The sequence below is a fragment of the Azospirillum sp. TSH20 genome (genome assembly GCF_003115935.1).
In the GTDB taxonomy this organism is placed as follows: Bacteria; Pseudomonadota; Alphaproteobacteria; order Azospirillales; family Azospirillaceae; genus Azospirillum.
In genome coordinates this window covers 1-24054 of sequence record NZ_LGQU01000063.1, presented here as the reverse complement: position 1 = coordinate 24054, position 24054 = coordinate 1, and the positions used below count along the sequence as shown (strand labels likewise).

General features: G+C 66.9%; 19 protein-coding genes. 11 read left to right on the top strand and 8 right to left on the bottom strand.

Going from position 1 to position 24054, the window contains the following annotated elements:
• Positions 1-137 precede the first annotated feature (137 nt).
• The 6 genes from TSH20_RS17880 to TSH20_RS17850 all read left to right on the top strand — a co-directional run bounded on the left by TSH20_RS17880 (position 138) and on the right by TSH20_RS17850 (position 7481).
• Positions 138-1616: a GDL motif peptide-associated radical SAM/SPASM maturase gene (locus tag TSH20_RS17880; RefSeq protein WP_247871591.1), complete on the top strand. Its 1479-nt coding sequence runs from the start codon at positions 138-140 to the stop codon at positions 1614-1616.
• 174 nt (positions 1617-1790) lie between these two features.
• Positions 1791-2888, top strand: a complete 1098-nt coding sequence (locus tag TSH20_RS17875; protein WP_109075978.1) for an extracellular solute-binding protein — start codon at positions 1791-1793, stop codon at positions 2886-2888.
• 99 nt (positions 2889-2987) lie between these two features.
• Positions 2988-4139 (top strand): polyamine ABC transporter ATP-binding protein, encoded by a 1152-nt coding sequence (gene potA, locus TSH20_RS17870; protein ID WP_109075977.1) that lies wholly within the window; start codon positions 2988-2990, stop codon positions 4137-4139.
• On the top strand, positions 4136-5080 hold the full coding sequence (locus TSH20_RS17865; RefSeq protein ID WP_109075976.1) for an ABC transporter permease subunit: 945 nt from the start codon (positions 4136-4138) through the stop codon (positions 5078-5080). The genes potA and TSH20_RS17865 overlap by 4 nt, the downstream gene beginning before the upstream one ends.
• The gene (locus TSH20_RS17860) at positions 5077-5910 is read left to right on the top strand and encodes an ABC transporter permease subunit (RefSeq protein WP_085085738.1); all 834 of its coding nucleotides are present in this window, start codon (positions 5077-5079) and stop codon (positions 5908-5910) included. The genes TSH20_RS17865 and TSH20_RS17860 overlap by 4 nt, the downstream gene beginning before the upstream one ends.
• A gap of 539 nt (positions 5911-6449) precedes the next feature.
• The gene (locus TSH20_RS17850) at positions 6450-7481 is read left to right on the top strand and encodes an agmatine deiminase family protein (protein WP_109075974.1); all 1032 of its coding nucleotides are present in this window, start codon (positions 6450-6452) and stop codon (positions 7479-7481) included.
• Between the two features lie 23 nt (positions 7482-7504).
• Here TSH20_RS17850 and TSH20_RS17845 read toward each other — a convergent pair whose 3' ends face one another.
• Positions 7505-8695: an MFS transporter gene (locus TSH20_RS17845; protein ID WP_109075973.1), complete on the bottom strand. Its 1191-nt coding sequence runs from the start codon at positions 8693-8695 to the stop codon at positions 7505-7507.
• Between the two features lie 205 nt (positions 8696-8900).
• Between TSH20_RS17845 and TSH20_RS17840 the strand changes: the two genes are divergently transcribed.
• Entirely contained in the window at positions 8901-10799 is a 1899-nt protein-coding gene (locus TSH20_RS17840; protein ID WP_109075972.1) for an AI-2E family transporter, read from the top strand.
• Here the strand turns inward: TSH20_RS17840 and TSH20_RS17835 are convergent.
• From TSH20_RS17835 to TSH20_RS17815, 5 genes are read right to left on the bottom strand one after another with little or no spacing between them, the layout of a single operon-like run.
• Positions 10796-11596: a GGDEF domain-containing protein gene (locus TSH20_RS17835; protein WP_109075971.1), complete on the bottom strand. Its 801-nt coding sequence runs from the start codon at positions 11594-11596 to the stop codon at positions 10796-10798. The genes TSH20_RS17840 and TSH20_RS17835 overlap by 4 nt on opposite strands.
• The gene (locus TSH20_RS17830) at positions 11593-12495 is read right to left on the bottom strand and encodes a HAMP domain-containing sensor histidine kinase (RefSeq protein ID WP_109075970.1); all 903 of its coding nucleotides are present in this window, start codon (positions 12493-12495) and stop codon (positions 11593-11595) included. Before TSH20_RS17830 ends, TSH20_RS17835 begins: the two co-directional genes overlap by 4 nt.
• Before the next feature lie 20 nt (positions 12496-12515).
• A complete protein-coding gene (gene siaC / locus TSH20_RS17825) occupies positions 12516-12890 on the bottom strand; it encodes a biofilm regulation phosphoprotein SiaC (protein WP_109075969.1) in 375 nt (124 codons plus the stop codon).
• Positions 12891-12910: 20 nt separating this feature from the next.
• The gene (locus TSH20_RS17820) at positions 12911-13456 is read right to left on the bottom strand and encodes a SiaB family protein kinase (RefSeq protein WP_109075968.1); all 546 of its coding nucleotides are present in this window, start codon (positions 13454-13456) and stop codon (positions 12911-12913) included.
• A 19-nt stretch (positions 13457-13475) separates the two neighbouring features.
• Positions 13476-15143: a SpoIIE family protein phosphatase gene (locus tag TSH20_RS17815; protein WP_109075967.1), complete on the bottom strand. Its 1668-nt coding sequence runs from the start codon at positions 15141-15143 to the stop codon at positions 13476-13478.
• 476 nt (positions 15144-15619) lie between these two features.
• Here TSH20_RS17815 and TSH20_RS17810 point away from each other — a divergent pair, with 476 nt between their 5' ends.
• The 4 genes from TSH20_RS17810 (at position 15620) to TSH20_RS17795 (ending at position 21057) form a co-directional block, all read left to right on the top strand.
• Positions 15620-16456: a transporter substrate-binding domain-containing protein gene (locus TSH20_RS17810; RefSeq protein ID WP_109075966.1), complete on the top strand. Its 837-nt coding sequence runs from the start codon at positions 15620-15622 to the stop codon at positions 16454-16456.
• 117 nt (positions 16457-16573) lie between these two features.
• Positions 16574-17341: a response regulator transcription factor gene (locus TSH20_RS17805; RefSeq protein WP_109075965.1), complete on the top strand. Its 768-nt coding sequence runs from the start codon at positions 16574-16576 to the stop codon at positions 17339-17341.
• Positions 17342-17426: 85 nt separating this feature from the next.
• On the top strand, positions 17427-20339 hold the full coding sequence (gene polA, locus TSH20_RS17800) for a DNA polymerase I (protein ID WP_109075964.1): 2913 nt from the start codon (positions 17427-17429) through the stop codon (positions 20337-20339).
• A gap of 133 nt (positions 20340-20472) precedes the next feature.
• A complete protein-coding gene (locus tag TSH20_RS17795; protein WP_109075963.1) occupies positions 20473-21057 on the top strand; it encodes a hypothetical protein in 585 nt (194 codons plus the stop codon).
• A gap of 42 nt (positions 21058-21099) precedes the next feature.
• Here the strand turns inward: TSH20_RS17795 and TSH20_RS17790 are convergent, their stop codons facing one another.
• Together TSH20_RS17790 and TSH20_RS35465 are read right to left on the bottom strand one after the other, a co-directional pair.
• A complete protein-coding gene (locus tag TSH20_RS17790) occupies positions 21100-23412 on the bottom strand; it encodes an FdhF/YdeP family oxidoreductase (protein ID WP_109075980.1) in 2313 nt (770 codons plus the stop codon).
• A gap of 72 nt (positions 23413-23484) precedes the next feature.
• On the bottom strand, positions 23485-24054 hold a 570-nt coding region (locus TSH20_RS35465), incomplete at its 5' end, for a hypothetical protein (protein WP_211100359.1).

The following is a 24054-nucleotide window of genomic DNA, read 5'->3' as shown; positions in this document are numbered from 1 at the left end:
CCGTGATCACGGGGGAGAGGCTGATGACGGGGCCGTCTTCCGGCCATTCCAATCGTCGTTAGGCGGTTATCGTAATTGGCGTCGTGCACCGCTCCCCGGATCAGCCCCCGGATCAGCCCCCGGATCAGTCGGCGTCCGTGCCGGCGCGCTATTGTTTTGAGGACGATTTCCGCAAGCTGGTCCCGGTCCTGGTGGTCTGGGAAACCACGCTCGCCTGCAATCTGAAATGCCAGCATTGCGGATCGCGCGCCGGCCGGCCGCGGCCGGACGAGCTGAGCACCGAGGAGGCGCTGGACCTCGTCGACCGTCTGGCTGCGCTCGGCACCCGCGAGATTTCGCTGATCGGCGGCGAGGCCTATCTGCGCAAGGATTGGGTTGAGATCATCCGGCGCTGCCGCAGCCATGGCATCAGGACCGCCGTGCAGACCGGCGGCCGCAACCTGACCGATCGCCGGCTGGACGAGGCGGTGGAGGCCGGGCTCCAGGCGATCGGCGTCTCGATCGACGGGCTGCCCGACCTGCACGATCGGGTGCGCGGCGTTCCCGGCTCCTACGATCAGGCGTTGAGCGCCCTGCGCCGCGCCAAGGAGCGCGGGCTGGCGGTGTCGGTCAACACCCAGATCGGACCCGAAACCCCCGACCATCTGCCGGAGCTGATGAACCGGATCATCGAGGCCGGGGCCACCCACTGGCAGATCCAGTTCACCGTCGCGATGGGCAACGCCGTCGACAATCCGGACCTGCTGCTGCAGCCCCACCGCCTTCTCGACGTCATGCCGCTGCTGGCCCGCCTCTACCGCGAGGGGCTGGAGCGCGGGCTGCTGATGGTGGTCGGCAACAATGTCGGCTATTACGGCCCCTACGAGCATATCTGGCGCGGCCTGGGCGACGACCGGATGCACTGGTCCGGCTGCGCCGCCGGGCAGATCGGCATCGGCATCGAAGCGGACGGCACCCTGAAGGGCTGCCCGTCGCTGGCGACCTCCCTCTATGCCGCCGGCAACATCCGCGAGATGAGCGTGGAGGACATCTGGCGCCATGCCGACCGGATGCAGTTCGGCCGCCTGCGGTCGGTGGACGAGCTGTGGGGCTATTGCCGCACCTGCTATTACGCCGACATCTGCCGCGCCGGCTGCACCTGGACCTCCGAATCGCTGCTGGGCAAGCGCGGCAACAACCCCTACTGCCATTACCGGGTGCTCGACCTCGCCAGGCATGGCCTGCGCGAACGGGTGGTGAAGATCAAGGACGCGCCGAACGAGGCCTTCGCCATCGGCGAGTTCGCGCTCATCACCGAGCCGATCCCCGGCGCCGAATCGCCCGGCCTGCCGGAGCGCGACCCGGCGACGGTGCATCGCCACGCCTACGAACACTCCCCCGAAGGCGGCGTGGTGCCGCCCAGCCTGACGCTCTGCCGCGGCTGCAACCAGTATATCTGGCCGCACGAGACCGACTGCCCCCATTGCGGCGCCGACGTCGCGGCGGCGGCGGCGCAGCACGAGATCGACAGCGCGCGGCGCCGCGCCCTGATCTTCGAGACCCAACGCGTGCTGGACGAGGCCCGGGCGCAGAGGCAATCCGCGGCCAAGCAATCCGCGGCGGCGCTCCCCGGATAGTCGGTTGATCGGGCACGGCTTCGGGCAGATGGCCGCCGCCCGGAAACCGGCTCCCGACCTCGACCCAAACCGTTGACAACATGCCCGGCCGTGGGTGCAATAGCGCCCGCGAGCCGGGTATGCCGTTGGGATGTGGCGGCGCCCGCAACACTCACGAACAGGTCGGGGCAAATCATGAAAAAACTCGCTCTCAGCCTCATCGGCGCGGTCGCGGCGATTGCCATCGCCGGCCCGGCGATGGCCCAGGCCAAGAAGCCGGTCAACATCTACATCTGGAACGATTATCTGGGTGAAACGACCCTCGCCGACTTCACCAAGGCCACGGGCGCTGAGACGAAGGTCGACCTGTATGACAGCCTGGAACTGCTGGAGCAGAAGGTGCTCGTCGGCAAGTCCGGCTATGACGTGATCGTGCCGACCGCCGAGCCGACCCTGTCCCGCCTGATCCAGGCCAAGGTTGTGGGTCCGCTCGACAAGTCGAAGATCCCCAACTACAAGAACGTCGACCCGAAGGTCCTGAAGCTGCTGGAGAATTCGGACCCCGGCAACAAGTACGCCGTGCCCTATCTCGGCGGGACCGTCGGCATCGCCATCATCCCGGAAAAGATCAAGGCCGTCGCCCCCGACGTGGCGCTCGACAGCTGGGACCTGATCTTCAAGCCGGAAGTGGCGAAGAAGGTTTCGGCCTGCGGCATCACCGTGATGGATTCGGCCATCGACGTCATCCCGTCGGTGCTGAACTACCTCGGCCTCGATCCGAATTCCGAGAAGAAGGAGGATCTGGAGAAGGTCGAAAAGACGCTGATGGCGGTCCGCCCCTACATCAAGCGGTTCGTCACCGGTGAGAACATCAACATCCTGGCCGGCGGCGACGCCTGCGTCGTGATGGCCTACAACGGCGACGCCATCCAGGGCGCCGCCCGCGCCGCTGAGGCCAAGAGCGCCAAGGTCGAATACATCACGCCGAAGGAAGGCGTGCAGGTCTGGTGGGACACGCTGGCGATCCCGGCCGACGCGCCGAACAAGGAGGGCGCGTACGAGTTCATCAACTTCGTGCTCGACCCGGCCAACATGGCCAACATCTCCAACAAGGTCAGCTACGCCAACGCGGTGCCGGCCTCGCTGCCGATGGTGGCCGACGACATCAAGTCGAACCCCGGCATCTTCCTGCCGGCCGACAGCAAGGTGAAGCTGTTCTCGCTGAAGCAGATCAAGCAGACCACCGACCGCGCCCGCACCCGCGTGTGGACCAAGGTCAAGACCGGCAAGTAAGCCGCTCCCAACGAGGCGCCGATCTGTGGCGCTGGCCCGCCCCGGCCGATCCCCAGCGATGGGGAGCGGCCGGGGCGTCGTCATGAAAGAGGAACCCGGATGGCCGGTCAGCCGATTCGCAAACCCACCCGTCTGGAACCGTGGCAGGACGCGGGCCAGACGCCGTATGTCCGAATCGAGAAGGTGACGAAGACCTTCGGCGACTTCGTCGCGGTGGACGAGGTCAGCCTGTCGATCTATCGCAACGAGTTCTTCGCTCTGCTCGGCGGTTCCGGCTCCGGCAAGACGACTCTGCTGCGCATGCTGGCGGGGTTCGAGCAGCCGACGGAAGGCAAGATCTTCATCGACGGCGTCGACATGGCCGGCATCCCGCCCTATGAGCGGCCGGTCAACATGATGTTCCAGTCCTACGCCCTGTTCCCGCACATGACGGTGGAGCAGAACGTCGCCTTCGGCCTGAAACAGGACGGGGTGGCGAAGGCGGAGATCCGCGACCGGGTGGCGGAGATGCTGGGAATGGTCCAGCTGTCGGCCTTCGGCAAGCGCCGTCCGCACCAGCTGTCCGGCGGCCAGCGCCAGCGCGTGGCGCTCGCCCGCTCGCTGGTCAAGCGGCCGAAGCTGCTGCTGCTGGACGAGCCGCTGGGCGCGCTGGACAAGAAGCTGCGCGAACGCACGCAGTTCGAACTGGTCAACATTCAGGAAAAGCTGGGCGTCACCTTCATCGTCGTCACCCACGACCAGGAAGAGGCGATGACCATGTCCTCGCGCATCGCCGTGATGAACCACGGCGTCATCGCGCAGGTGGGCACGCCGACCGAGATCTACGAATATCCGCACAGCCGTTTCGTCGCCGAATTCATCGGCTCCATCAACATGTTCGACGGCCGCGTCGTTTCCACCGACGGCGATCAGGTCATCGTCGCGTCGGAGGAGGCCGGCTGCGAGCTGCTGATCGCCCACGCCACCCCGGCGCCGGCCGGCTCCCCCGTCTCCGTCGCCATCCGGCCGGAGAAGATCGCCCTGTCGAAAGACCCGGTCGCCGGCGGTGACGGCCGCAACCAGACCACCGGCATCGTGCGCGAGATCGCCTATCTCGGCGACGTGTCGATCTATCTGGTGCAGCTGCCGACCGGCAAGACGGTGCGCGTCACCGCCCCCAACGTCACCCGCCGCACCGAAATGCCGATCACCTGGGAGGACGAGGTGACCCTGACCTGGCGCCCCTTCGCCGGCGTGGTGCTGACCCAATGAGGGCGGTCGTCGCCATTCTCGTTTCTGGCCTCAGCCGGATCGGGCTGTGGGGCCGCGGCGTGGTCGTCGCCGTCCCCTATCTGTGGCTGATGCTGTTCTTCCTGGTGCCCTTCCTGATCGTCTTCGGCATCAGCTTCTCCGAATCGATCATCGCCCAGCCGCCCTATTCGTCGCTGGTGGAGTGGCTGACCGACGAGGATGCCGGCACCTCGAAGCTGCAGATCCTGTTGAACATCAGCAATTACTTCCGGCTGGGCGGGGACGACCTCTACATCCTCGCCTACCTGAACTCGCTGAAGATCGCGGCGGTCACCACGCTGCTGTGCCTGCTCATCGGCTATCCCATGGCCTATGCCATCGCCAAGGCCGACCCGGCGCGGCGCGGGCCGCTGATGATGCTGGTGATCCTGCCCTTCTGGACCAGCTTCCTGATCCGCATCTATGCCTGGATCGGCATCCTCAAGGGCAACGGCGTCATCAGCAACCTGCTGGAATGGGCGGGCATCACCAGCGGCCCGGTGGAGATCCTCTATTCCGACTGGGCGGTCTACATCGGCATGACCTACTGCTACTTGCCCTTCATGGTGCTGCCGCTCTATTCCACCCTGGAGAAGATGGACCCCAGCCTGCTGGAGGCGGCGGCCGACCTCGGCTCCCGTCCCTTCAAGTCCTTCCTGCAGATCACGCTGCCGCTGTCGCTGCCGGGCATCATCGCCGGGTCACTGCTGGTCTTCATCCCGGCGGTGGGTGAGTTCGTGACGCCGGAACTGCTGGGCGGTCCCGACACGCTGATGATCGGCCGCGTGCTGTGGAACGAGTTCTTCGCCAACCGCGACTGGCCGGTGGCGTCGGCCGTCGCCATTGCCCTGCTTCTGGTCCTGGTGGTGCCGATCATGATCTTCCAGCATGTGCAGGGCAAACAGGCGGAGGCCGGGCGATGAAACGGTTCGGCTTCCTGTCCTGGGCGCTGCTGTTCGGCTATGCCTTCCTCTATGTCCCCATCGCGCTGCTGATCGTCTTCAGCTTCAACGAGTCGCGGCTGGTGACGGTGTGGGCCGGCTTCTCGACCAAATGGTATGGGGAGCTGATCCACAACGACACGCTGCTGGACGCCGCCCTGCTGTCCTTCCAGGTGGCGGCGGTGTCGGCGACGCTGGCGGTGCTGCTGGGCACCTGCGCCGGGCTGGCTTTGACCCGCTTCGGGCGGTTCCGCGGTCGGACGCTGTTCGGCGGCATGATCACCGCGCCGCTGGTCATGCCGGAGGTCATCACCGGCCTGTCGCTGCTGCTGCTGTTCGTGGCGATGGAGCAATGGGTGGGCTGGCCCGACGGGCGCGGCGTCACCACCATCACCATCGCCCACACCACCTTCACCATGTCCTACGTCGCGGTGGTCATCCAGTCGCGGCTGGCCGGCATGGACGGCAGCCTGGAGGAGGCGGCGATGGACCTGGGCGCCCGTCCGGCCAAGGTGTTCTTCGTCATCACCCTGCCGCTGATCGCCCCGGCGCTGGTCGCCGGCTGGCTGCTGGCCTTCACCCTGTCGCTGGATGACGTGGTGGTGGCGAGCTTCGTCTCCGGCCCCGGATCGACGACGCTGCCGATGGTGATCTTCTCCAGCGTGAAGTTCGGCATCAGCCCGCAGATCAACGCGCTGGCCACCCTGATGGTGCTGGTGGTGGCGACCGGCATCTTCGTCGCCAGCATCGTCATGGCCCGCCAGGAACGCCAGCGCAAACGCGACGAGCAGATGGCGATTCAGAACGGCTGATGGAGTTTTATGGACCGGCCGGACGCCATAGCCCGGCCGGTCCATAGACGATCCCGGCACCCCATCCGTCCGCGCAGAGGAGAAACCTGCCGCCATGGATGGCAATTGCCTGCTTCTTTTGCTATGTTGAAGCCATCTGCAACAGCGAAAGAGGCCGTGCCATGCGCGCGCTCCTGTGGTTCCCCTTGTTGAGACTCGGATTTTTCAATCCCGTTTCCAGTGCTTATTCGACCACCCGTACGGTCACCGCCCGCCGCGCCCTGCGCCCGCCGTCCGGCGCCTGATCGGCCGCCGATGGCCCTCATGCCGGCCCCCTCCCGGCATGCCGACGCGACCCGATGTCGCGTTCTTTCAAAAGTTCCTCTGCCATAAGGCCAAGTGCCGGCTGCCGTGGACGCGATTGCCAAACGCGCGCTCCCGTGGTTAGGGTGGACCGGGACGGAAAATGTCCCAGTCTTGCGGTTTGAGGCTCGCGGTTTCGAGTCACGCGGCCGCCGCGACGGGCAGGGACTTTTAAAAAAGGGTAGGGGGATCGACGCATGACGACACCGAACGCCCCGATGCCGACGGGCCAAGGCTTCCACATGCCCGGCGAATGGGCGCGCCACAGCGGCTGCTGGATGGCGTGGCCGTGCCGGCCGGAAACCTGGCCGGAGGGTGCCTTCGACGCCGCGTGCGACGCCTACGCCGAGGTCGCGCAGGCCATCTCCCGCTTCGAGCCGGTGACGATGGTGTGCGACCCGGCGGATGTGGCGGAGGCCTCGCTCGCCTGCGGTGCCGGCATCCAGATCCTGCCGCTGCCGATCAGCGATTCCTGGATCCGCGACACCGGCCCCAGCTTCGTTATCGACGGCAAGGGCGGGCTGGCCGGCGTCCATTGGGGCTTCAACGCCTGGGGCGGCAATTACGAGGGCTGCGAGAAGGACCAGCAGGTCGGCCGCCTGATCCTCGACCACCTCAAGCTCCCCTGCTTCTCCGCTCCGCTGGTGATGGAGGGCGGCTCCTTCCATGTGGACGGGGAGGGGACGCTGATCACCACCGAGCAATGCCTGCTCAACCCCAACCGCAATCCCGGCCTGTCGCGCGAGGAGATCGAGCGGCAGTTGAAGGACCATCTCGGCGTCGAGACGGTGATCTGGCTGGGGCAGGGCTATCAGGACGACGAGACCGACGGCCACATCGACGAGATTGCACTGTTCGTGCGTCCCGGCGTGGTGATGGCGATCACCACCGACGATCCCGGCGATCCCAACTTCAAGATCTTCCAGGACAATCTCGACCGGCTGAAGCGTGCCCGCGACGCGAAGGGCCGCGCGCTGGAGGTCATCCCGATCCAGCAGCCGGCCCGCCGCGACGTGAGCGGCGTGCGCCTGACCCTGTCCTACACCAACCTCTACATCGCCAACGGCGGCATCGTCATGCCGGCCTTCGAGGACCCGGCCGACGACGAGGCATTCCGCGTCGTCCGCAAGGCCTTCCCCGACCGCGAGGTGGTGCAGATCGCAGCATTGGACATCGTGCGCGGCGGCGGCGGCATCCACTGCATCACCCAGCAGCAGCCGCTTCCCTGAAACCGGTGCTTTGATCCGGCCCGTCAGGCCGCCATGGCGGGGGACGGCCGCAAGGCGCGGCGTGCCAGTTCGAATGGAATCAGTCCGACGGCGACCAGCGCCAGCAGCGCGCAGCCGAACTCGACGGTGACGAGGTCGCTGCCGGTCCGGTCGCGGATCAGGCCGGCCAGCATCTGGATGAGCGTCATCAGGATATAGAAGACGGTCATGAACCAGCCCAGCGACCATGCCGTCTCGCCCGGGGCGGAGTGGCGGGCGGGCAGGGCCAGGATGCCGCCGGCCGGCAGGCCGAGGAACAGGCCGGCGGCGATGCAGCTCGCCACCGGCGGCGCCCCCAGGCTGAAGGCCATCCCCGCCGCCGCGGCACCCAGCGATCCGACCGCCACCGGCATCAGCGGCCGGCCGCAACGGTCGGTCAGCAGACCGCCCAGCGGCATGGTCGCCATGGTCACCCACACGGTCAGGCTGACGGTGCGTGACGCCTCGGTCACCGACATGCCGGTGGAGGCCAGCAGGGCCGGCGCATAGGTCAGGAAAATCACCTGTCCGACATTGTAGGCGGTCCAGATGATGCCGGCCAGGGTCGGAAGAATGCTCTGCCGCCGGGCGACCAGGCGCAGGCTGGGCATGCTCCGCCGCCCTATGGCGGTGGCCGTGGCGGTGCCGGCGGGCGAGCGGTAGGTCAGCCCCACCAGAACCGCCACCGTCAGGCAGACCAGGGTCGTCAGATGGCAGGCCCAACGCCAGGACGCCGCCTCCGCGATCGCCGGGAACACCGCCAGCGCGACGGCGAGGCCGAATTGCCAGCTGATGAACACGATGGACAGCGCCGTCGACAGATCGCGGTCGCGGAACCATTCGGCCACCATCGCCGACACCAGCACGCTGAGCACCGCGTTGCCGGCCCCGCCGACCAGACGCCCGGCCAGGGCGGTGCCATAATCGTGACTGACCGAGAACAGCGCGCTGCCGCCGGCCAGCAAAAGCAGGCTGAAGACCGCCAGCCGCTTCAGCCCGAACCGGCTGCTCAGCATGCCCGCCGGCAAGGCCAGCACGATGCCCGGCAGCATGAACAGGCCCATCAACTGGCCCATCGCGGCATAGTCGCTGTCCAAATCCACCCGTGCGAACGGCATTACGGCGCCGAGGATCTGGAATTCCAGCGCCATGCAGGTGCGGGCGATGAACAGGATGGCAAGAATGAACCAGCGCATGGACTTCGCTTTCCCCTGTCCACCCTAATTGTCCGCGTGCCCGTGCCGAAGATGACACCGAAACGCGCCTTGTCCAGAGCCCTCACCGGACCGGTGTCTTCCCACGCGGAAATGCCTGCGCCTCCTCGAAAAGCGGCAACAGGGAACGTGGCGGCACGGCCGGTGTTCCTGTCGGGCATTCTCCCATTCTGAAAGCCCGACGACCATGGCCGAGGACACCGCCCGCCGGCTGCAGGCACGCCCCATCGCGGTGACGAAGGCCGCTCCGCCCGCATCCACCCAGACCATCCTGCTGATCATCACGCTGATCGTGGTGACGCTCTATGTGGCGGCGGACATCCTGATGCCGATTGCCCTGGCGGTGCTGCTCGGCTTCGTGCTGACGCCCATCGTCAGCCGTCTGGAGCGCTGGCGCCTTGGTCGGGTGCCGTCGGTGCTGGCGGTGGTGGTCCTGCTGTTCCTCGCCATCATCGGCTTCGGCGCGGTGGTGGGCAGCCAGCTTGGTGATCTGGCCGACAATCTGCCGACCTACCAGCGCAACATCCACACCAAGATCCAATCCCTGCGCAGCGCCACCGCATCGACCGGCGACCGCGGCGCCATCAAGCAGGCGACGGAGGCCTTCCGCGACCTCAAGCAGGAACTGGAGAACGCCACCGGCAGCGCGCCGCCGGCGCTGCAGGGCACCACGGCCGCGCCCACGCCGCAGGCCGGCCCCGCCGCCACCCCGCCGCGCCGCGAACCCGTGCCGGTGCGCATCGACCAGTCCGACACCGGCGTGTTCGACCTCGCCAGCCGGTTTCTCGGTCCGGCGATGACGCCCATCGCCACGGCCGGCATGGTGCTGGTCTTCACCATCTTCATGCTGCTGCAGCGGGAGGATCTGCGCGACCGCCTGATCCGTCTGGTCGGGTCCGGCGACCTCAGCCGCACGACGGAGGCGATGAACGACGCCGGCGAGCGGGTCAGCCGCTATCTGCTGATGCAGGTGGTGGTGAACGTCACCTACGGCATTCCCATTGGCGTCGGCCTCTGGCTGCTGGGCGTGCCGAACCCGCTGCTGTGGGGACTGCTGGCGACGGTTCTGCGCTTCATCCCGTTCCTGGGGCCGGTGATCGCGTCGGCCTTTCCGATCCTGCTGTCCTTCGCGGTCGACACCGGCTGGACCCTGCCGCTGCTGTGCATCGCCCTGTTCGTGGCGGTGGAGCTGTTTTCCAACAATGTGGTGGAACCCTGGCTCTACGGCACGGCGACCGGCCTGTCCTCCCTCGCCATCATCGTCGCGGCGGTGGTGTGGACGACGCTGTGGGGGCCCGTCGGGCTGCTGCTGGCGACGCCGCTGACGGTGTGCCTCGTCGTGCTGGGCCGCCATGTGCCGCAACTGCATTTCCTGGAGGTGATGCTGGGCGACCGCCCCGTCCTGCCCGACGAGGCGAAGGTGTACCAGCGCCTGCTCGCCCGCGATCCCACCGAGGCTACGGAGCTTGCCGAGGAGCGGCTCGGCGCCTGCAGCCCGGTCGAACTGGCCGACGGCCTGTTGCTTCCCGCCCTGTCGCTGGCCGAGCAGGACCGCCAGCGCGGCACCCTGAACCCGGACGGCCGGCAGGCGGTGGCCGAGGGCATGGCGAGCCTGCTGGACGAGTTGAGCGACAGCGTGTCCCCGGCCGCCGACGCGCCCCATGTGCTCTGTGTCGGCGCCCGCAACAATCTGGACGAGGCGGCGGCCGGGCTTCTGGCCTATCTGCTGACCGGCCGCGGCATCCGGACCGATGTCGTGCCGTGCGAGAAGGTATCATCGCGCACCATCGCCAGCCTGGGAACCGCCGGGGTGGATGCGGTGGTGCTGTCCTCCCTCAACCCGTCCGCCCTCGGCCACAGCCGGCGGCTGGTGCGCCGCCTGCGCCTGCATTTCGGTCCGCACGTGCCGATTCTGCTCTGCCTGTGGAGCGCCCATCCGGAGGCCGAGGTGCCGGAGCGCGCCAGCGCCGAGACCGACGCCAATCTGGTCGCCACCGGCATGGCCGGCGCCCTGGCGGAGTTGGAGGAACTGGACATCGGCGTGGTTGCGGCCCCCGCTGCCGAGCCGACGTCTCCGCAGCCTTAGGCCGCTGCCGCCCACCGGTTGCGCCCGGCGCGCTTGGCGATGTACAGCGCATCGTCGGCCGCCTGGATGCAGGCATCGGCCGTCCGCCCGTCGCGGTAGGTGGCGACGCCCAGGCTCAGGGTCACGACGATGTCGTGGTCCTGATGCGCGATCGGATGGCGGGCGATGATCTCCCGCAGCTTTTCCGCCACCGCTTCGGCCTGGATCTGATCGGTGTCGGGCAACAGGATCAGGAACTCCTCGCCGCCCCAGCGGGCGCACAGATCGTGCCCGCGCAGGTTCCGCCGCAGCAGGCCGGCGGTTTCCACCAGCACATGGTCGCCGGCGGCATGGCCGAAGGCGTCGTTCACTTCCTTGAAATGGTCGATGTCCAGCATGATGAGCGCGAAGGCGCCACCGTTACGGCCGACGCGGCACAGCTCCGCCTCCAACCGTTCGATCATCTGGCGGCGGTTGGGCAGCTCGGTCAGCGGATCGGTCTGCGAGGCGGCATGCAGCGCCCGCGCCATCTGGCGGGTGTCGGTCTGCATGCGGTCGCTGATCTTGGCGATCTTGGTCAACTGTCGCATCAGCTTCAGATGCTCGTCGGCGAGCGCGCGAAATTCCCCCATCAGCGGATGGGCGGCGTAATCCGGGTTCTCCGCAAGGCGGGCGAGCCAGTCCTGGATCTTCTGCTCCTGCAGCATCATGCCCACCGTTCCCCGCCGCAAGGCCCAGCGCCTGGGCAAACCCGTCACCGTCGCGCCCTCAAGCCCGGTGCCAAGCCCGGTGTCGGCGGATTTGGTGTCGCCGGTCATGATGCCTCCTCTGCCACCGGGGCGATAGCGGTCGCCCGAAGCGTGGCCCGCGGCACCGGCAGCCGGACGGTGAAGGCCGACCCCCGCCCCAGTTCGCTCGTCACCGAAATGCCGCCGCCGTGGGTGTCCACGATGCAGCGGGCAAGGTGGAGCCCAAGCCCGGCGCCGGTCGTGCCGGCGGCGTTGGACGCGCGGAAATACTTGTCGAACAGCCGCGCCGCGTCGGCAGCATTGACGCCGATTCCCTCGTCCGTGATCCGCACCGTGACCTGACCCTCACCGGCCGAGAGGTCGACACGGACCGTCCCCCCGTTCGGCGAGTATTTGACAGCGTTCTCCAGCAGGTTGGAAAACACAATCGCCAAAAGGTCGCGGTCGCCGGGGATCGGGAGCGGACGATCGGCGCCATGCAGCTCGACCCGGTGGCCGCAGGCCGACGCCCCCACCTCGCCCACCAGCGCGGTCAGCATCGCCGCAAGGTCGAAGGCCATCGGCCGCGCCGCCACGGTGCCCAGCCGGTCGTTGGTCAGGCAGCGTTCGATCAGGTGCAGCATCCGCTGGACCGCATTGCGGATCTTTCCCACCCGCGGCATCGCCGAAACCGGCAGCTTCGGCTCAAGCTCCAGCATCTGCGAGGCGCTGTCGATGATCGCCAGCGGTGTGCGGAATTCGTGGCTGACCATCAGCACGAACTGGCGCTGCTGGAGCGCCATCTCCTTGGTCTCGGTCTGCAGGCGGTCGCTGATCTTGGCGATCTTGCGGAACTGGCGCAAAAGCTTGCCGTGCCGTTCCGCCAGCGTCTGGAATTCCGCCAGCAGCGGGTTGTCGGCATTGGCCGGATCCTCGGCCAGCCGCTGAACCCACTGACGAAGCTCCTGTTCCTGCGACCGCATCGTCATCCCGGGTGCTCAGTGCGCGATCAGTGCGCCAGAATTTCGAAAGGCAGCGACACGTCCTCGGCAAATTCCTCGGCCATGTCGAGCGCGCGGTCGTTGTCGCTGTCGTAATGCCAGCGCACCGACACCGTCTGACCCGTCTGGTGGGCGCCGTCCAGCATCTCCAGCACGTCGATCATGCATTTGATGCTGCTGGTGTTGAGATAGCTCAGCCCGATGTCCAGCACCACCGCCGGGGCGGGGGCCTTCAGATACTCCTCCAGCCAGCTGAACACCGGCGCGTAGAAGTCGAAGGAGTTCTCCGGATAGGATTCCCCTTCGATGCGCAGCAGCCCGGCCGCCGGATCGAAATCGATCAGGGGCGAGCAGGAGGTTGCCTCGATCCGCAAACTGTCCATTATGCGTGTTCCGTGATTTCTTATAGCTGGACTTCAAGGCTGAAGAAGAAATAGGCGTCGTCCACCGCGCGCAGCGAGTATTCCAGCGGCCGGGTGGCCTTGCGCGCCATGTCGATCAGCCCCAGCCCGGCGCCGCTGGCGCCCGGCTCGCGCGGCTTGCGCGACTGCTCCTTGTAGACCGCCTTGAGGCCGGCCTTGTCCAGCCCGCGCAGCTTTTCCAGCATCGCCGACAGACCGGGCACGTCGTCCGCCTCCACCAGATTGCCGGAGCTGACGGCGTAATGGTCGCCTTCCTTGCCGATCACCACGATGCCGCTGTTGGCCGGGATCGGCCGGCCCAGCGCTTCGCGTGATGCCGTGTAATTGCGGACATTCTGCGCCTGCTCCACATAGACGGAGAAAACGTCCATGATCGCCGACTTTTCGATCCGCTCATTTTCCAGATGGTTGCGGACCGCCTTGCCCAGCTCCTCGATGACGCTGTGGCTGAAGGGGCCGCTGAAGCAGATCAGCAGCTTCTGCCGCGACAGCAGCTCCTGCAGGTTGAAGAGTTCGTTGCCTTTCATCGTACTTTGACGACCTGCCTTACGGGTGGACGGGGTGGGAGGAGGATGCGTCGGCCGCGGACACCGCCGCAAGTGCCGGCGAAACGGTGAAGCCGACCAGGGTGATGTCGTCGCGCTGGGCCCGCTCGCCCTGATGCTCGGCCAGGGCCTGTGCGAAGGCGGTCCTGCGCTCGGCCATCGGGATCGCGTCGTGCGCCAGCAGCATGGTGCTGAAGCGGCGGTTGCCGAAGCCGAAGCCGCGGGCGCCGCCGGCCTGATCGAGGAAACCGTCGGTGGTCAGGTAGAAACTGCGGCCCGGCGCCAGTTCCACCCGGTGGGTGGTGAAGCGATGGCCGATGTCGGAGCGGCGATAGCCCAGGCTCTGCGGGTCGCCCTTCACCTCGTCGACCTTGTCGGTGCCGGGATCGACGATGTGCAGGCCGATTCGCCCGCCGGCGAACAGCAGGTCGCCGCGATCCGGCCGCACCAGGCACAGCCCGATGTCCAGCCCGTTGTCGAAACGCGGGTTGTCGCGTCCGCGGGCCAGCGCCGCGCGCACCATGCGGTTCAGCCCGCCCAGGATCGCCGCCGGATCGCTGTCCGGCGTTTCCGACAGCACATGGTCGAGGATGGCCGACACCGTCATCGTCATGAAGGCGCCCGGCACGCCATGGCCGGAACAGTCGGCGACGCCGATCAGGAAGCGGCCGTCCTCCAACTCGCGGAAGATGTGGAAATCGCCGCCCACCACGTCGCGCGGACGCCACAGCACGCAGACGCCGTCCAGATGCCGCGCCATCTCGCGCTCGTCCGGCAGGATGGCCGACTGCAGGAGGCTTGCATACTGGATGCTGTCCATCACCTGCCGGTTGACGACCGCCAGCTGCTCATTGGACTGGCGCAGTTCCTCCGTCCGTTCGGCGACGCGCTGTTCCAGCCGTTCGGTATAGTCGTGGACGGTTTCCGCCATATGGTTGAAGGCGACGGTCAGTTGGCCGATCTCGTCGGCGCGGGTGTTGCGCAGGCGCACGCGATAGTCGCCGGCGGCGATGGCCCCCGCCGACCGCGTCAGCCGGGCGAGCGGCGCCAGCACCAGCCGGTTCAGCAGCACGCTGATCATGCCGATGACCGCCAGAAGCGAGAAGATGACGAGACCCGCCATCGGCGCCAGCGCCGTCAGGGTGGCGCTTTCCGCCTCCTCCAGCGAATAGGTCATGCGCAGCAGGCCGACCATCGTGCGCTCGCCGTTGCTGCCGGACATGACGATCTGCCGTTCGACGGTCGCCAGCTCCGCCCGCCCGGCCGGACGGTCCAGCTCCACCAGCGGTTCGCCATGGCCGCCGCGTCCGCCGGTCGCCGCCCACACCTTGACGCTGCGCACCGCCGGATCCTCGGCCATCAGGCCGCGGATCATCGCCTCCACCGCGCGGGTGTCGAACTCCCACACCGCCTGCCCCATGGCCGAGGCCTGCAGCGTGCCGACCAGTGTCGCGCGGTGGGTCAGCGCGTCGCGCTGCTGCCGGCCGACCAGCACGGACGACACGCCCATGGCGATCAGCCCGACCAGCAGCGTACAGCCGACGATCATCAGAATAACGCGGGTCAGCAGAGACGATCCGCCGGCGCGGGTGACCTCGTCACCCGATCCACGGGGGCCGGCGCCGCGAAGCGTATAGGATTCGGTGTCGTCCCATCCCGTGACGCTCATCCACATCCTCCTGACCCGGCCGATCGGGGCCTCTGCATTCATGGCGGGTTTCATGCCAACCCCGTCCCGGAGGTTCGGGGGTGCGGTAGTCCCATTTCCATCAGTAAATCCACCCTCGCGTGCAACATGCCGACAGTCATCGAGCCAGCCGGCGGGCATCATGCGAGTGGCCGATGAGCCTATCCATAGCACGACCGGTTTACTCAGTCCTGAAATAACATTTGGCAAAGGAGTGTTCATTGTCGGAGCAGCCGACAAAATGGGAACGACCGGCAACGGCCGGCGACCAATCCCAACCAATTGCGACGAACTGTAACATACGCCCCGTTCAAGTCGTCGAAGCCTTTGCCGGACGCGGGAATTTCCGTGGACGGCGGCGCCGTCGCCCATGCTACTTTCCGGGGCCGTCGCCTCCTGGCCGGACGCGGCGGTTGCGGCGGACTTGAGCTGAGGCTGGCAAGGACGGAGTGCGAAGGATGGCGTTCGGTGTTCGTGCATTTGCTGCCCCGGGAGGAGTCGCGGCCCGCCTGGCCCTCGTCATCGGCCTCGCTTCCGCGGCGCTGCCCGCGGCGGCCCGCTCGGTGACCATTCTGGCGCCGGAACTGCCGCCGATGATGACCGCCGACGGCTCCGGGCGCGAGGCCTCCATCATCAAGGAAACCCTGGCCACCTGCGGGCATGAGGCGCATTTCAAGGTTGTCCCCTTCGGCCGCCACTGGAACGATTATCGCGACGGTGTCCAGGCGGGCGGGCCGGTGGATGCCGTCACCACCGTTCCGGCGGGAATGGAGATGCCGGGGTCCCGCTCCGTCCCCTATATCCATTACCAGAACGGCGCCTCGGTGCTGAAAAGCAGCGGCCTGACGGTGCGGTCGCTGGCCGATCTGGCGGGCAAGCGGGTCATCACCTTTTCCGGCGCGCCGGATGTGCTGCCGGGCCTGCGCGCCGCGATCCCCAGCTTCGGCGATTTCCGCGAGCGCGCCGACCAGATGGTGCATTCCAACCTGCTGTTCGCCGGCCGGGTGGACGCGGTGCTGGCCGACGGCCTGATTTTCGCCGAATACAACCGCCAGCTTCAGGAAAAGGCGAAATCGGCCGGCGGGCTGCCGTTCGATCCTGCCCAGCCGGTGCAGTTCACCGCCATCTTCCCGCCGACGCCCTACAGCATGGTTTTCCGTGACGAGTCGCTGCGCGCCGACTTCGACCGCTGCTTTGCCGAGCTGAAGGCGAAGGGGCGTATCGACGCCATCGACCGCGAGTGGGTGGCCCGCTATGCCGCGACGGTCGGCGACCGCTACCTATCCAATCGGTAAGGGATCGGAACTGATATTGCGCGGTCTCGTTTATTCCGTTCGTCTGATAGGGTTTGCGTAACCCGTCCGGGCGTTTAAGATAACCTCATACGAATGTGAATGGGGGCGTGAGGCGTCGTGGCCCGGATCATTGTGGTCGAAGACGAAGCCGACCTTCGTGACGATCTTGTCGAATATCTCGATCGCTGCGGCTTCGAGGTGCGGGGGGCGTCGCGCGGTGCGGAGCTGGACCGGCTGCTGGACGCAGGACCGGCCGACGTCATCGTGCTCGACATCAACCTGCCGGACGAGGATGGCTTTTCGGTCGCCCGCCGCGTCCGTGCCAGCTCGTCGGCCGCCATCATCATGCTGACGGCGCGGTCCAGCCTGATCGACCGCGTCATCGGGCTGGAACTGGGCGCCGACGTCTATCTGGTCAAGCCGGTCGATTTCCGCGAGGTGGAGGCGCAGATCAAGGCGCTGATGAGGCGGATGCAGAAGGGCGCCGATTCGCCGCCTGCCGCGGACCATGTCCAGGCGCCGCCCGCCGCGCCCGCCGGCGCTTCGCCTGCGGATTCGCGCAAGGCCTGGCTGTTCGACGACATCGAATGGCGCATCCAGCCGCCGACCGGCGCCGCCGTTCCGCTGACCGCGACGGAGTACAAGTTCCTCTCGCTGCTGGTCACCGCGCCCGGCGAGGCGGTGAGCCGTCAGGACATCTCCCTGGCGCTGACGGGCCGCGACTGGGACCCCTACAGCCGCTCCATCGACTCGCTGGTCCGCCGCCTGCGCATCAAGGTGGAGGAGCGCAGCGGTTGCGCTCTGCCGGTCCAGGCGGTGCACGGCGTCGGCTATGCCTTCGTCGGCCCGGTGGTGACCAGCGCGGTGGAGGACAGCGCCGGCTGAGGGCGCTCTACCCCGGTCTCGACACTCGACTCCCGGCCCTCCTTCGGCGATGGTAGCGCCCGCAAGGAAGGGACGAGAGACCACCATGACCGCCGAAACCGCTGGCGCCACCGCCTCCGAGAACACCGCGACCGAAGCCAAGGCCACTCCGGGCGGCGACGGCAGCGGCCTGTATCTGGTCGATGGGTCGGGCTTCATCTTCCGCGCCTTCCACGCGCTGCCGATGCTGACGCGGCCGGACGGCACGCCGGTCAATGCGGTGCTGGGCTTCTCCAACATGCTGCTGAAGCTGCTGGCCGACGCCAAGGCGGAAGCCGTGGCGGTGGTCTTCGACAGCAAGCGGCTGAATTTCCGCAACGAGTTCTACCCCGACTACAAGGCCCACCGCCCGGAACCGCCGGAGGAGTTGAAGCCGCAGTTCGCCCTGATCCGCGAGGCGACGGAGGCCTTCTGCCTGCCCTGTCTGGAGCTGGAGGGCTACGAGGCCGACGACCTGATCGCCACCTACGCCCGTCTGGCGCAGGAGGCCGGCCGCCCGGTCACCATCGTGTCGTCGGACAAGGACCTGATGCAGCTGGTCCGCCCCGGCGTCGGCATGTTCGACCCGATGAAGAACAAGTCCATCGGCCCCGACGAGGTGTTCGAGAAGTTCGGCGTCCCGCCGGACAAGGTGGTGGACGTCCAGGCTCTGGCCGGCGACAGCGTCGACAATGTCCCCGGCGTGCCCGGCATCGGCGTGAAGACCGCCGCCCAGCTCATCACCGAATATGGCGACCTGGAAGCCCTGCTGGCCAATGCCGAGAAGATCAAGCAGCCGGCCCGCCGCCAGAAGCTGATCGAGTTCGCCGATCTCGCCCGCGTCTCCCGCCGACTGGTCCTGCTGGACGATCAGGTGCCGCCGCCCAAGCCGCTGGACGAGCTGCGCGTGCGCGAGCCCGACCACCAGAAGCTGATCGATTTCCTGCGTGCCCAGGGCTTCCGCAGCATCGTCTCCCGCGTCGAGATGGAGATGCAGAAGGACGGCCGCATCGCCGACGGGGCCGCCGGCGGTGCCGCTCCCACCGCCGCCGCCGCTCCCGTGTCGAAGTACCCGGCGCCTGCCGAAAGCACGGCTGCGGAAGACCGCCCGGCCCGCAAGACGGTGCTGCATGTGCCGGAGGTGCGCTATGAACTGGTGCAGGACGCCGACGCGCTGCGCCGCTGGGTCGAGCGGGCGCGCGAGACCGGCGTGCTGGCGGTCGACACCGAGACCGACAGCCTGACCCCGGCCACCGCCACGTTGGTCGGCGTCTCGCTGTCCACCGAGCCCGGCATCGCCTGCTACATCCCGCTCGCCCATGGCGCCTCGACCGCCGCCGCCGGGCAGCTGGACTTCGACGCCCCGCCGCCGCCCAAGCAGATCCCCACGGCCGAGGCGATGGCGATCCTGAAGGACGTGCTGGAGGATCCGTCGGTCCTCAAAGTCGGCCACAACTTCAAGTTCGACCACCAGCTGTTCGCCCGCAACGGCATCAAGGTCTCGCCGGTGGACGACAGCATGCTGATCTCCTACGTGCTGGAGGGCGGTTCGCACGGCCACGGCATGGACGAGCTGGCGGAGCTGCATCTCGCCTACACGCCGATCCCTTTCAAGGAGGTCTGCGGCACCGGCAAGAACCAGATCACCTTCGACCGCGTGCCGCTGGACAAGGCGCTGGCCTATGCCGCCGAGGACGCCGACATCACGCTGCGCCTGTGGACGCTGCTGAAGCCGCGTCTGGTCGACGACCGCATGGTCACCGTCTACGAGACGCTGGACCGCCCGCTGGTCCCGGTGGTGGCGGACATGGAGCGGGCGGGCGTGCGCATCGACAAGAAGGCGCTGTCCGACCTGTCGCAGAGCCTGTCCGTCCGCCTTGCCGAGATCGAGAAGGACGTCCACACGCTGGCCGGCCAGACCTTCAACATCGGCTCTCCCAAGCAGCTTGGCGAGATCCTGTTCGACACGCTGAAGCTCGGCACCGGCAAGAAGGGCAAGACCGGCGCCTATTCCACCGACAGCAGCGTGCTGGAGGAACTGGCGGAGCAGGGCCACACCATCGCCCAGCGCGTGCTCGACTGGCGCCAGCTCGCCAAGCTGAAAAGCACCTACACCGACGCGTTGCAGGAGAAGATTTCCCCGGTCACCGGCCGCGTCCACACCGCCTTCGCGCTGGCGGCGACCAACACCGGCCGCCTGTCCTCCACCGACCCCAACCTGCAGAACATCCCGGTGCGGACGGAGGAGGGCAAGAAGATCCGCCGCGCCTTCGTGGCCGCGCCCGGCCACAAGCTGCTGAGCGTCGACTATTCGCAGATCGAGCTGCGTCTGGTGGCGGAGATGGCGAACATCCAGGCGTTGAAGGACGCCTTCCGCGACGGGCTGGACATTCACGCCGCCACCGCCGCCCAGGTCTTCGGCATCCCGCTGGAGCAGATGACGCCGGACATCCGCCGCAAGGCCAAGGCGATCAACTTCGGCATCATCTACGGCATCTCCGGCTTCGGCCTCGGCCGCCAGCTCGGCATCGCGCCCGGCGAGGCCAACGCCTTCATCAAGACCTATCTGGAGCGCTTCCACGAGTTGAAGGTGTGGATGGAGTCGATCAAAGCCTTCGCCCGCCAGCACGGCTATGTTGTGACGCTGTTCGGCCGCCGCTGCTACATGCCCGGCATCCAGGAAAAGAACGCCGCCCGCCGCGCCTTCGCCGAGCGTCAGGCGATCAACGCCCCGATCCAGGGCACCGCCGCCGACATCATGAAGCGCGCGATGAACCGCATGCCGGGCGCGCTGGCGGCCGCAGGCTCCAACGCCCGCATGCTGCTGCAAGTGCACGACGAACTGCTGTTCGAAGTGCCGGAAGCGGAGGTGGAGGATGCCGCGCGGATCGTGCGCGAGGTGATGGAGGGGGCGGCGCACCTCGGTGTTCCGCTGGTGGCGGAAGCGGGGATTGGGGACAATTGGGAAGAGGCGCACTGAGGGGCCTTGACGTGGCCGGGGGGGCGGCGGCCGTCATCCGTCGCCCCTGAGGTGTGCAACATATTGAGTCTGCATAGTTATGTGTGTTAGCCCGGACGGACTGAAAATATCCCTTTGATAGGGAGGGTTTATCGTGACGTCCGTTGCCCAGAAGATCGCCTTCGCTCCGGCGGATACCCGGCGCGCCCTTGTCTATGCCGCCTTGTCGCGGAGCCAGGGGGCGATCGCCAAGAACATGGATGTGGATTCGGTCGAGACATCGATCGACCGTCTCAAACGGGTGCTGTTTCCCTGGATGGTGCTGGATTTCCGCGCCGAGCCGACCAAGACCAAGGCACTGTGCATCTTCAAGATGTTTCTCGGCGACCGTGACGATGACAGCGCCGCCTACCCAAAGCTCGCCAGCGAGATGAAGACGGTCGAGCAGAACTCCAAGCTCGCGAAGAGCATGAGCTGGTTCAAGCGCGTCAAGACTTCGAAGTCCCGCACCGTCGACAGCAACATCTTCGACGACATGTTCCTTCTTCATCTGGAAAGCGACCCCAGGAACACGCTGAGATACCAGATGAATCAGGAACTGTTCGCACAGATTCTCCGCACCTCGCCGACGCTCAGCCAGAGCAAGGAACTGCTGGCCGCCGTCCGCAAGCTCCGCCAGACCTGCAAGGATGCCGGCTTCAACCTGAAGAATCTCGGGCTGGGCGACAGCTTTACCTGATCCGCTTCGCAGCGGAACGCGTCGGCATCGGCGGGCCGCCGTTCAGGCCCCGTCGGCCCCCACCCCATCCGCAAGGATCCGCACCGGCACGCCCTTCGCCGCCGGCGTCTTCGACGCCTCGTCGTGATACCACAGCGGAATCAGCGGGTTCATCTCCGGATAATAGGCCCCGACGCAGCCGCGCGGCAGGTGGAAGGGCGTGACCGTCAGGCCGCCGACCCGGCGGTCGACATCGTCGCCGGCATCGCTCGCCAGCGCGACCACCTGACCCTCGCTCAAGCCCGCCGCGGCAATGTCCAGCGGGTTCATCAGCAGCACGTCGCGGGTGCCCTCGATCCCGCGCAGGCGGTCGGAATAGCCGTAGATCGTCGTGTTGAACTGGTCGTTCGACCGCAACGTCATCAGCCGCCAGCGGCCCGGCGCATCCTCGAAGCCGATGGCGCGCAGGCGGCCCGGCGGGGTGAAGTGGGCCTTGCCGGACTCCGTCTTCCAGATCCGCTCGCGCGCCGGGTTGCCGCGGTAGAAGCCGCCGGGGGTGAAGACCCGTTCGTTGAAGCGGTGGAACTGATCGGGATAGGTCTCCTCGATCAGCGCGCGGATGCGGCGGTAATCGGCCACCCACGCGTCCCACGTCACCTTCGGGTTGGGCGGCAGGGTCGCCTTCGCCATGCCGGCGACGATCGCGACCTCCGACTTCAGGTGCGGGCTGGCCGGCGTGTTGTTGCCGAGCGAGCCATGGATGCAGCTCAGGCTGTCCTCCATCGTCACCGCCTGCGCACCGCTCTCCTGCACATCCTCTTCCGACCGGCCGAGGCAAGGCAGCAGATAGGCGACCTCGCCGTTGATCAGGTGGCTGCGGTTCAGCTTGGTGGCGATCTGCACGGTCAGGCGCATGCGCGTCCAGGCCGCCTCCATCCGTTCGCGCTCGGGGATGGCGCGGACGAAGTTGCCGCCGAGGCCGATGAAGGCCTTCACCTCTCCCGACAGGATCTTCTCGCAGGCCTTGACGGTGGTCAGCCCCTCCTTGCGCGGCGGCTCGAAGCCGAACAGTTCGGCCAGCCGGTCGAGCGGCACCAGCTCCGGCTTTTCGGAAATGCCGACGGTGCGCTGCCCCTGGACGTTCGAATGCCCGCGCACGGGGGAGATGCCGGCGCCGTCGCGGCCGATGTTGCCCTTCAGCAGCCACAGATTGACCAGCGCCGCCAGTGTCTCCGACCCGTGCACCTGCTGGGTCAGGCCCATGCCGTACATGGCGATGGAGCGGTCGGCCTCGACATAGATGTCGGCGGCCTGCTTCAGGTCGGCGCGGGTCAGACCGGATTCCTCTTCGATCTCCTCCCAGCCGATGGCGTTCACCCGCGCCTTCATCTCCTCGAAGCCGACGGTGTGCTGGGCGATGAAGTCGGGGTCGAGGACATGCTTGCCCTCCTTCTGTCGCTCCTCCTCCGCCGCCAGCACATGCTTGATCAGGCCGGTGATCGCCGCGATGTCGCCGCCGGCCTTAACCTGGAAATACAAAGTGGAGATCTGCGTTTCCTTGCCGGTCAGCATCTCCAGCGGGCTTTGCGGGTTGCGGAAGCTCTCCAGCCCCTTTTCCCGCACGGGGTTGAAGGTGACGATCTTCGCCCCGCGCTTTACCGCGTCCTGCAACGGGTGGAGCAGGCGGGGGCTGTTCGACCCGGTGTTCTGGCCGAAGAAGAAGATGGCGTTGCAGCTGTCGAAATCGTCCAGCACGCAGGTGCCGACCGGCGAGCCGATGACCTTCTTCAGCCCGACCGAGGTCGTCTCGTGGCACATGTTGGAACTGTCGGGCAAATTGTTGTGCCCATAGAGCCGCGCGAACAGCGCATAGAGATACGACGTTTCCAGGCTGGCGCGGCCCGACGAATAGAACACCGCCTGTTCCGGGTTGATGGCGCGCAACTCCGCCCCGATGGCGGCGAAGGCCTCGTCCCACGCGCAGGGCACATAGCGGTCGCTGGCCCGGTCATAGCGCATGGGGTGGGTCAGCCGCCCCTGCTGTTCCAGGTCGTAATCCTTCCAACCCTTCAACTCGGTAACCGTGTGCTCCGCGAAGAAATCGGGCGTGCAGCGCCGGCTGGTCAGTTCCCAGATCGTCGCCTTGGCGCCATTCTCGCAGAACTCGAAGGTGTGGGGTTTGGCCGGCTTGGCCCAGGCGCAGGACACGCACATGAAGCCGCCGGGCTTGTTCTGCCGGCGCAGCGTGTCGAGCACGGCGGGGGTCGGCCGCTCCTCCCCCATGATGCGGGCCATCGACCCGACCGAGCCCCAGCCGCCGGCCGGGCCGTCGTAATGCGGGGTGTCCTTGTCGTCCGACAATCCGTCGATGCTCATGGGATCGGTCTTTCTCTGCGATTCGGTCATGACTTTCAGGGGGCTGGCTGCACTGGCTTCAAGTCCAACTCCTCAGACACGATCCGGTTCCGGCCCGTCGGAATTTCGGCTCCGCCCGTCTTCCGCATGGGTGCGCAGCGCCGCCCTTAGGGCTTTTCCCATCGCCTCACACCAAACTGAATAGGAGTCCGAATAACTGACTTCGGCAAAGATTTGCCGGATGCGCGGTGTTTTTGCCGCTGCGGCGCAAACGGCATCCAAATACCGGAATCGCTTCTCTGAAGTCATATGACCGAAATGATCTGGCACCTCGACAGTTAGCATTTCATGGGAAATGCTGGTGTCCTGACCCAACATCATGCACCGTGGACAGCTGGTCTTGAATTGGACTGCATCGCCATGTCTGATGTACAGGGATTCCGGGGCTCCAAAGCCAAGCCGTTGATAATCCAACCGATCTGGGACCGACTGGACCAAGCGGTCATCGTCACCGACCGGGCGCTTGCCGCGCCGGGGCCGGTCATCCGCTATGTCAACCGGGCCTTCACCCGCCTCTATGGCCCGACAATCACGGTGAGAATGGCGACAATCAGGATGAGAATGGAATGCCGCCGTCGTGTCGGAGGACGGGCGTAGCCCGAC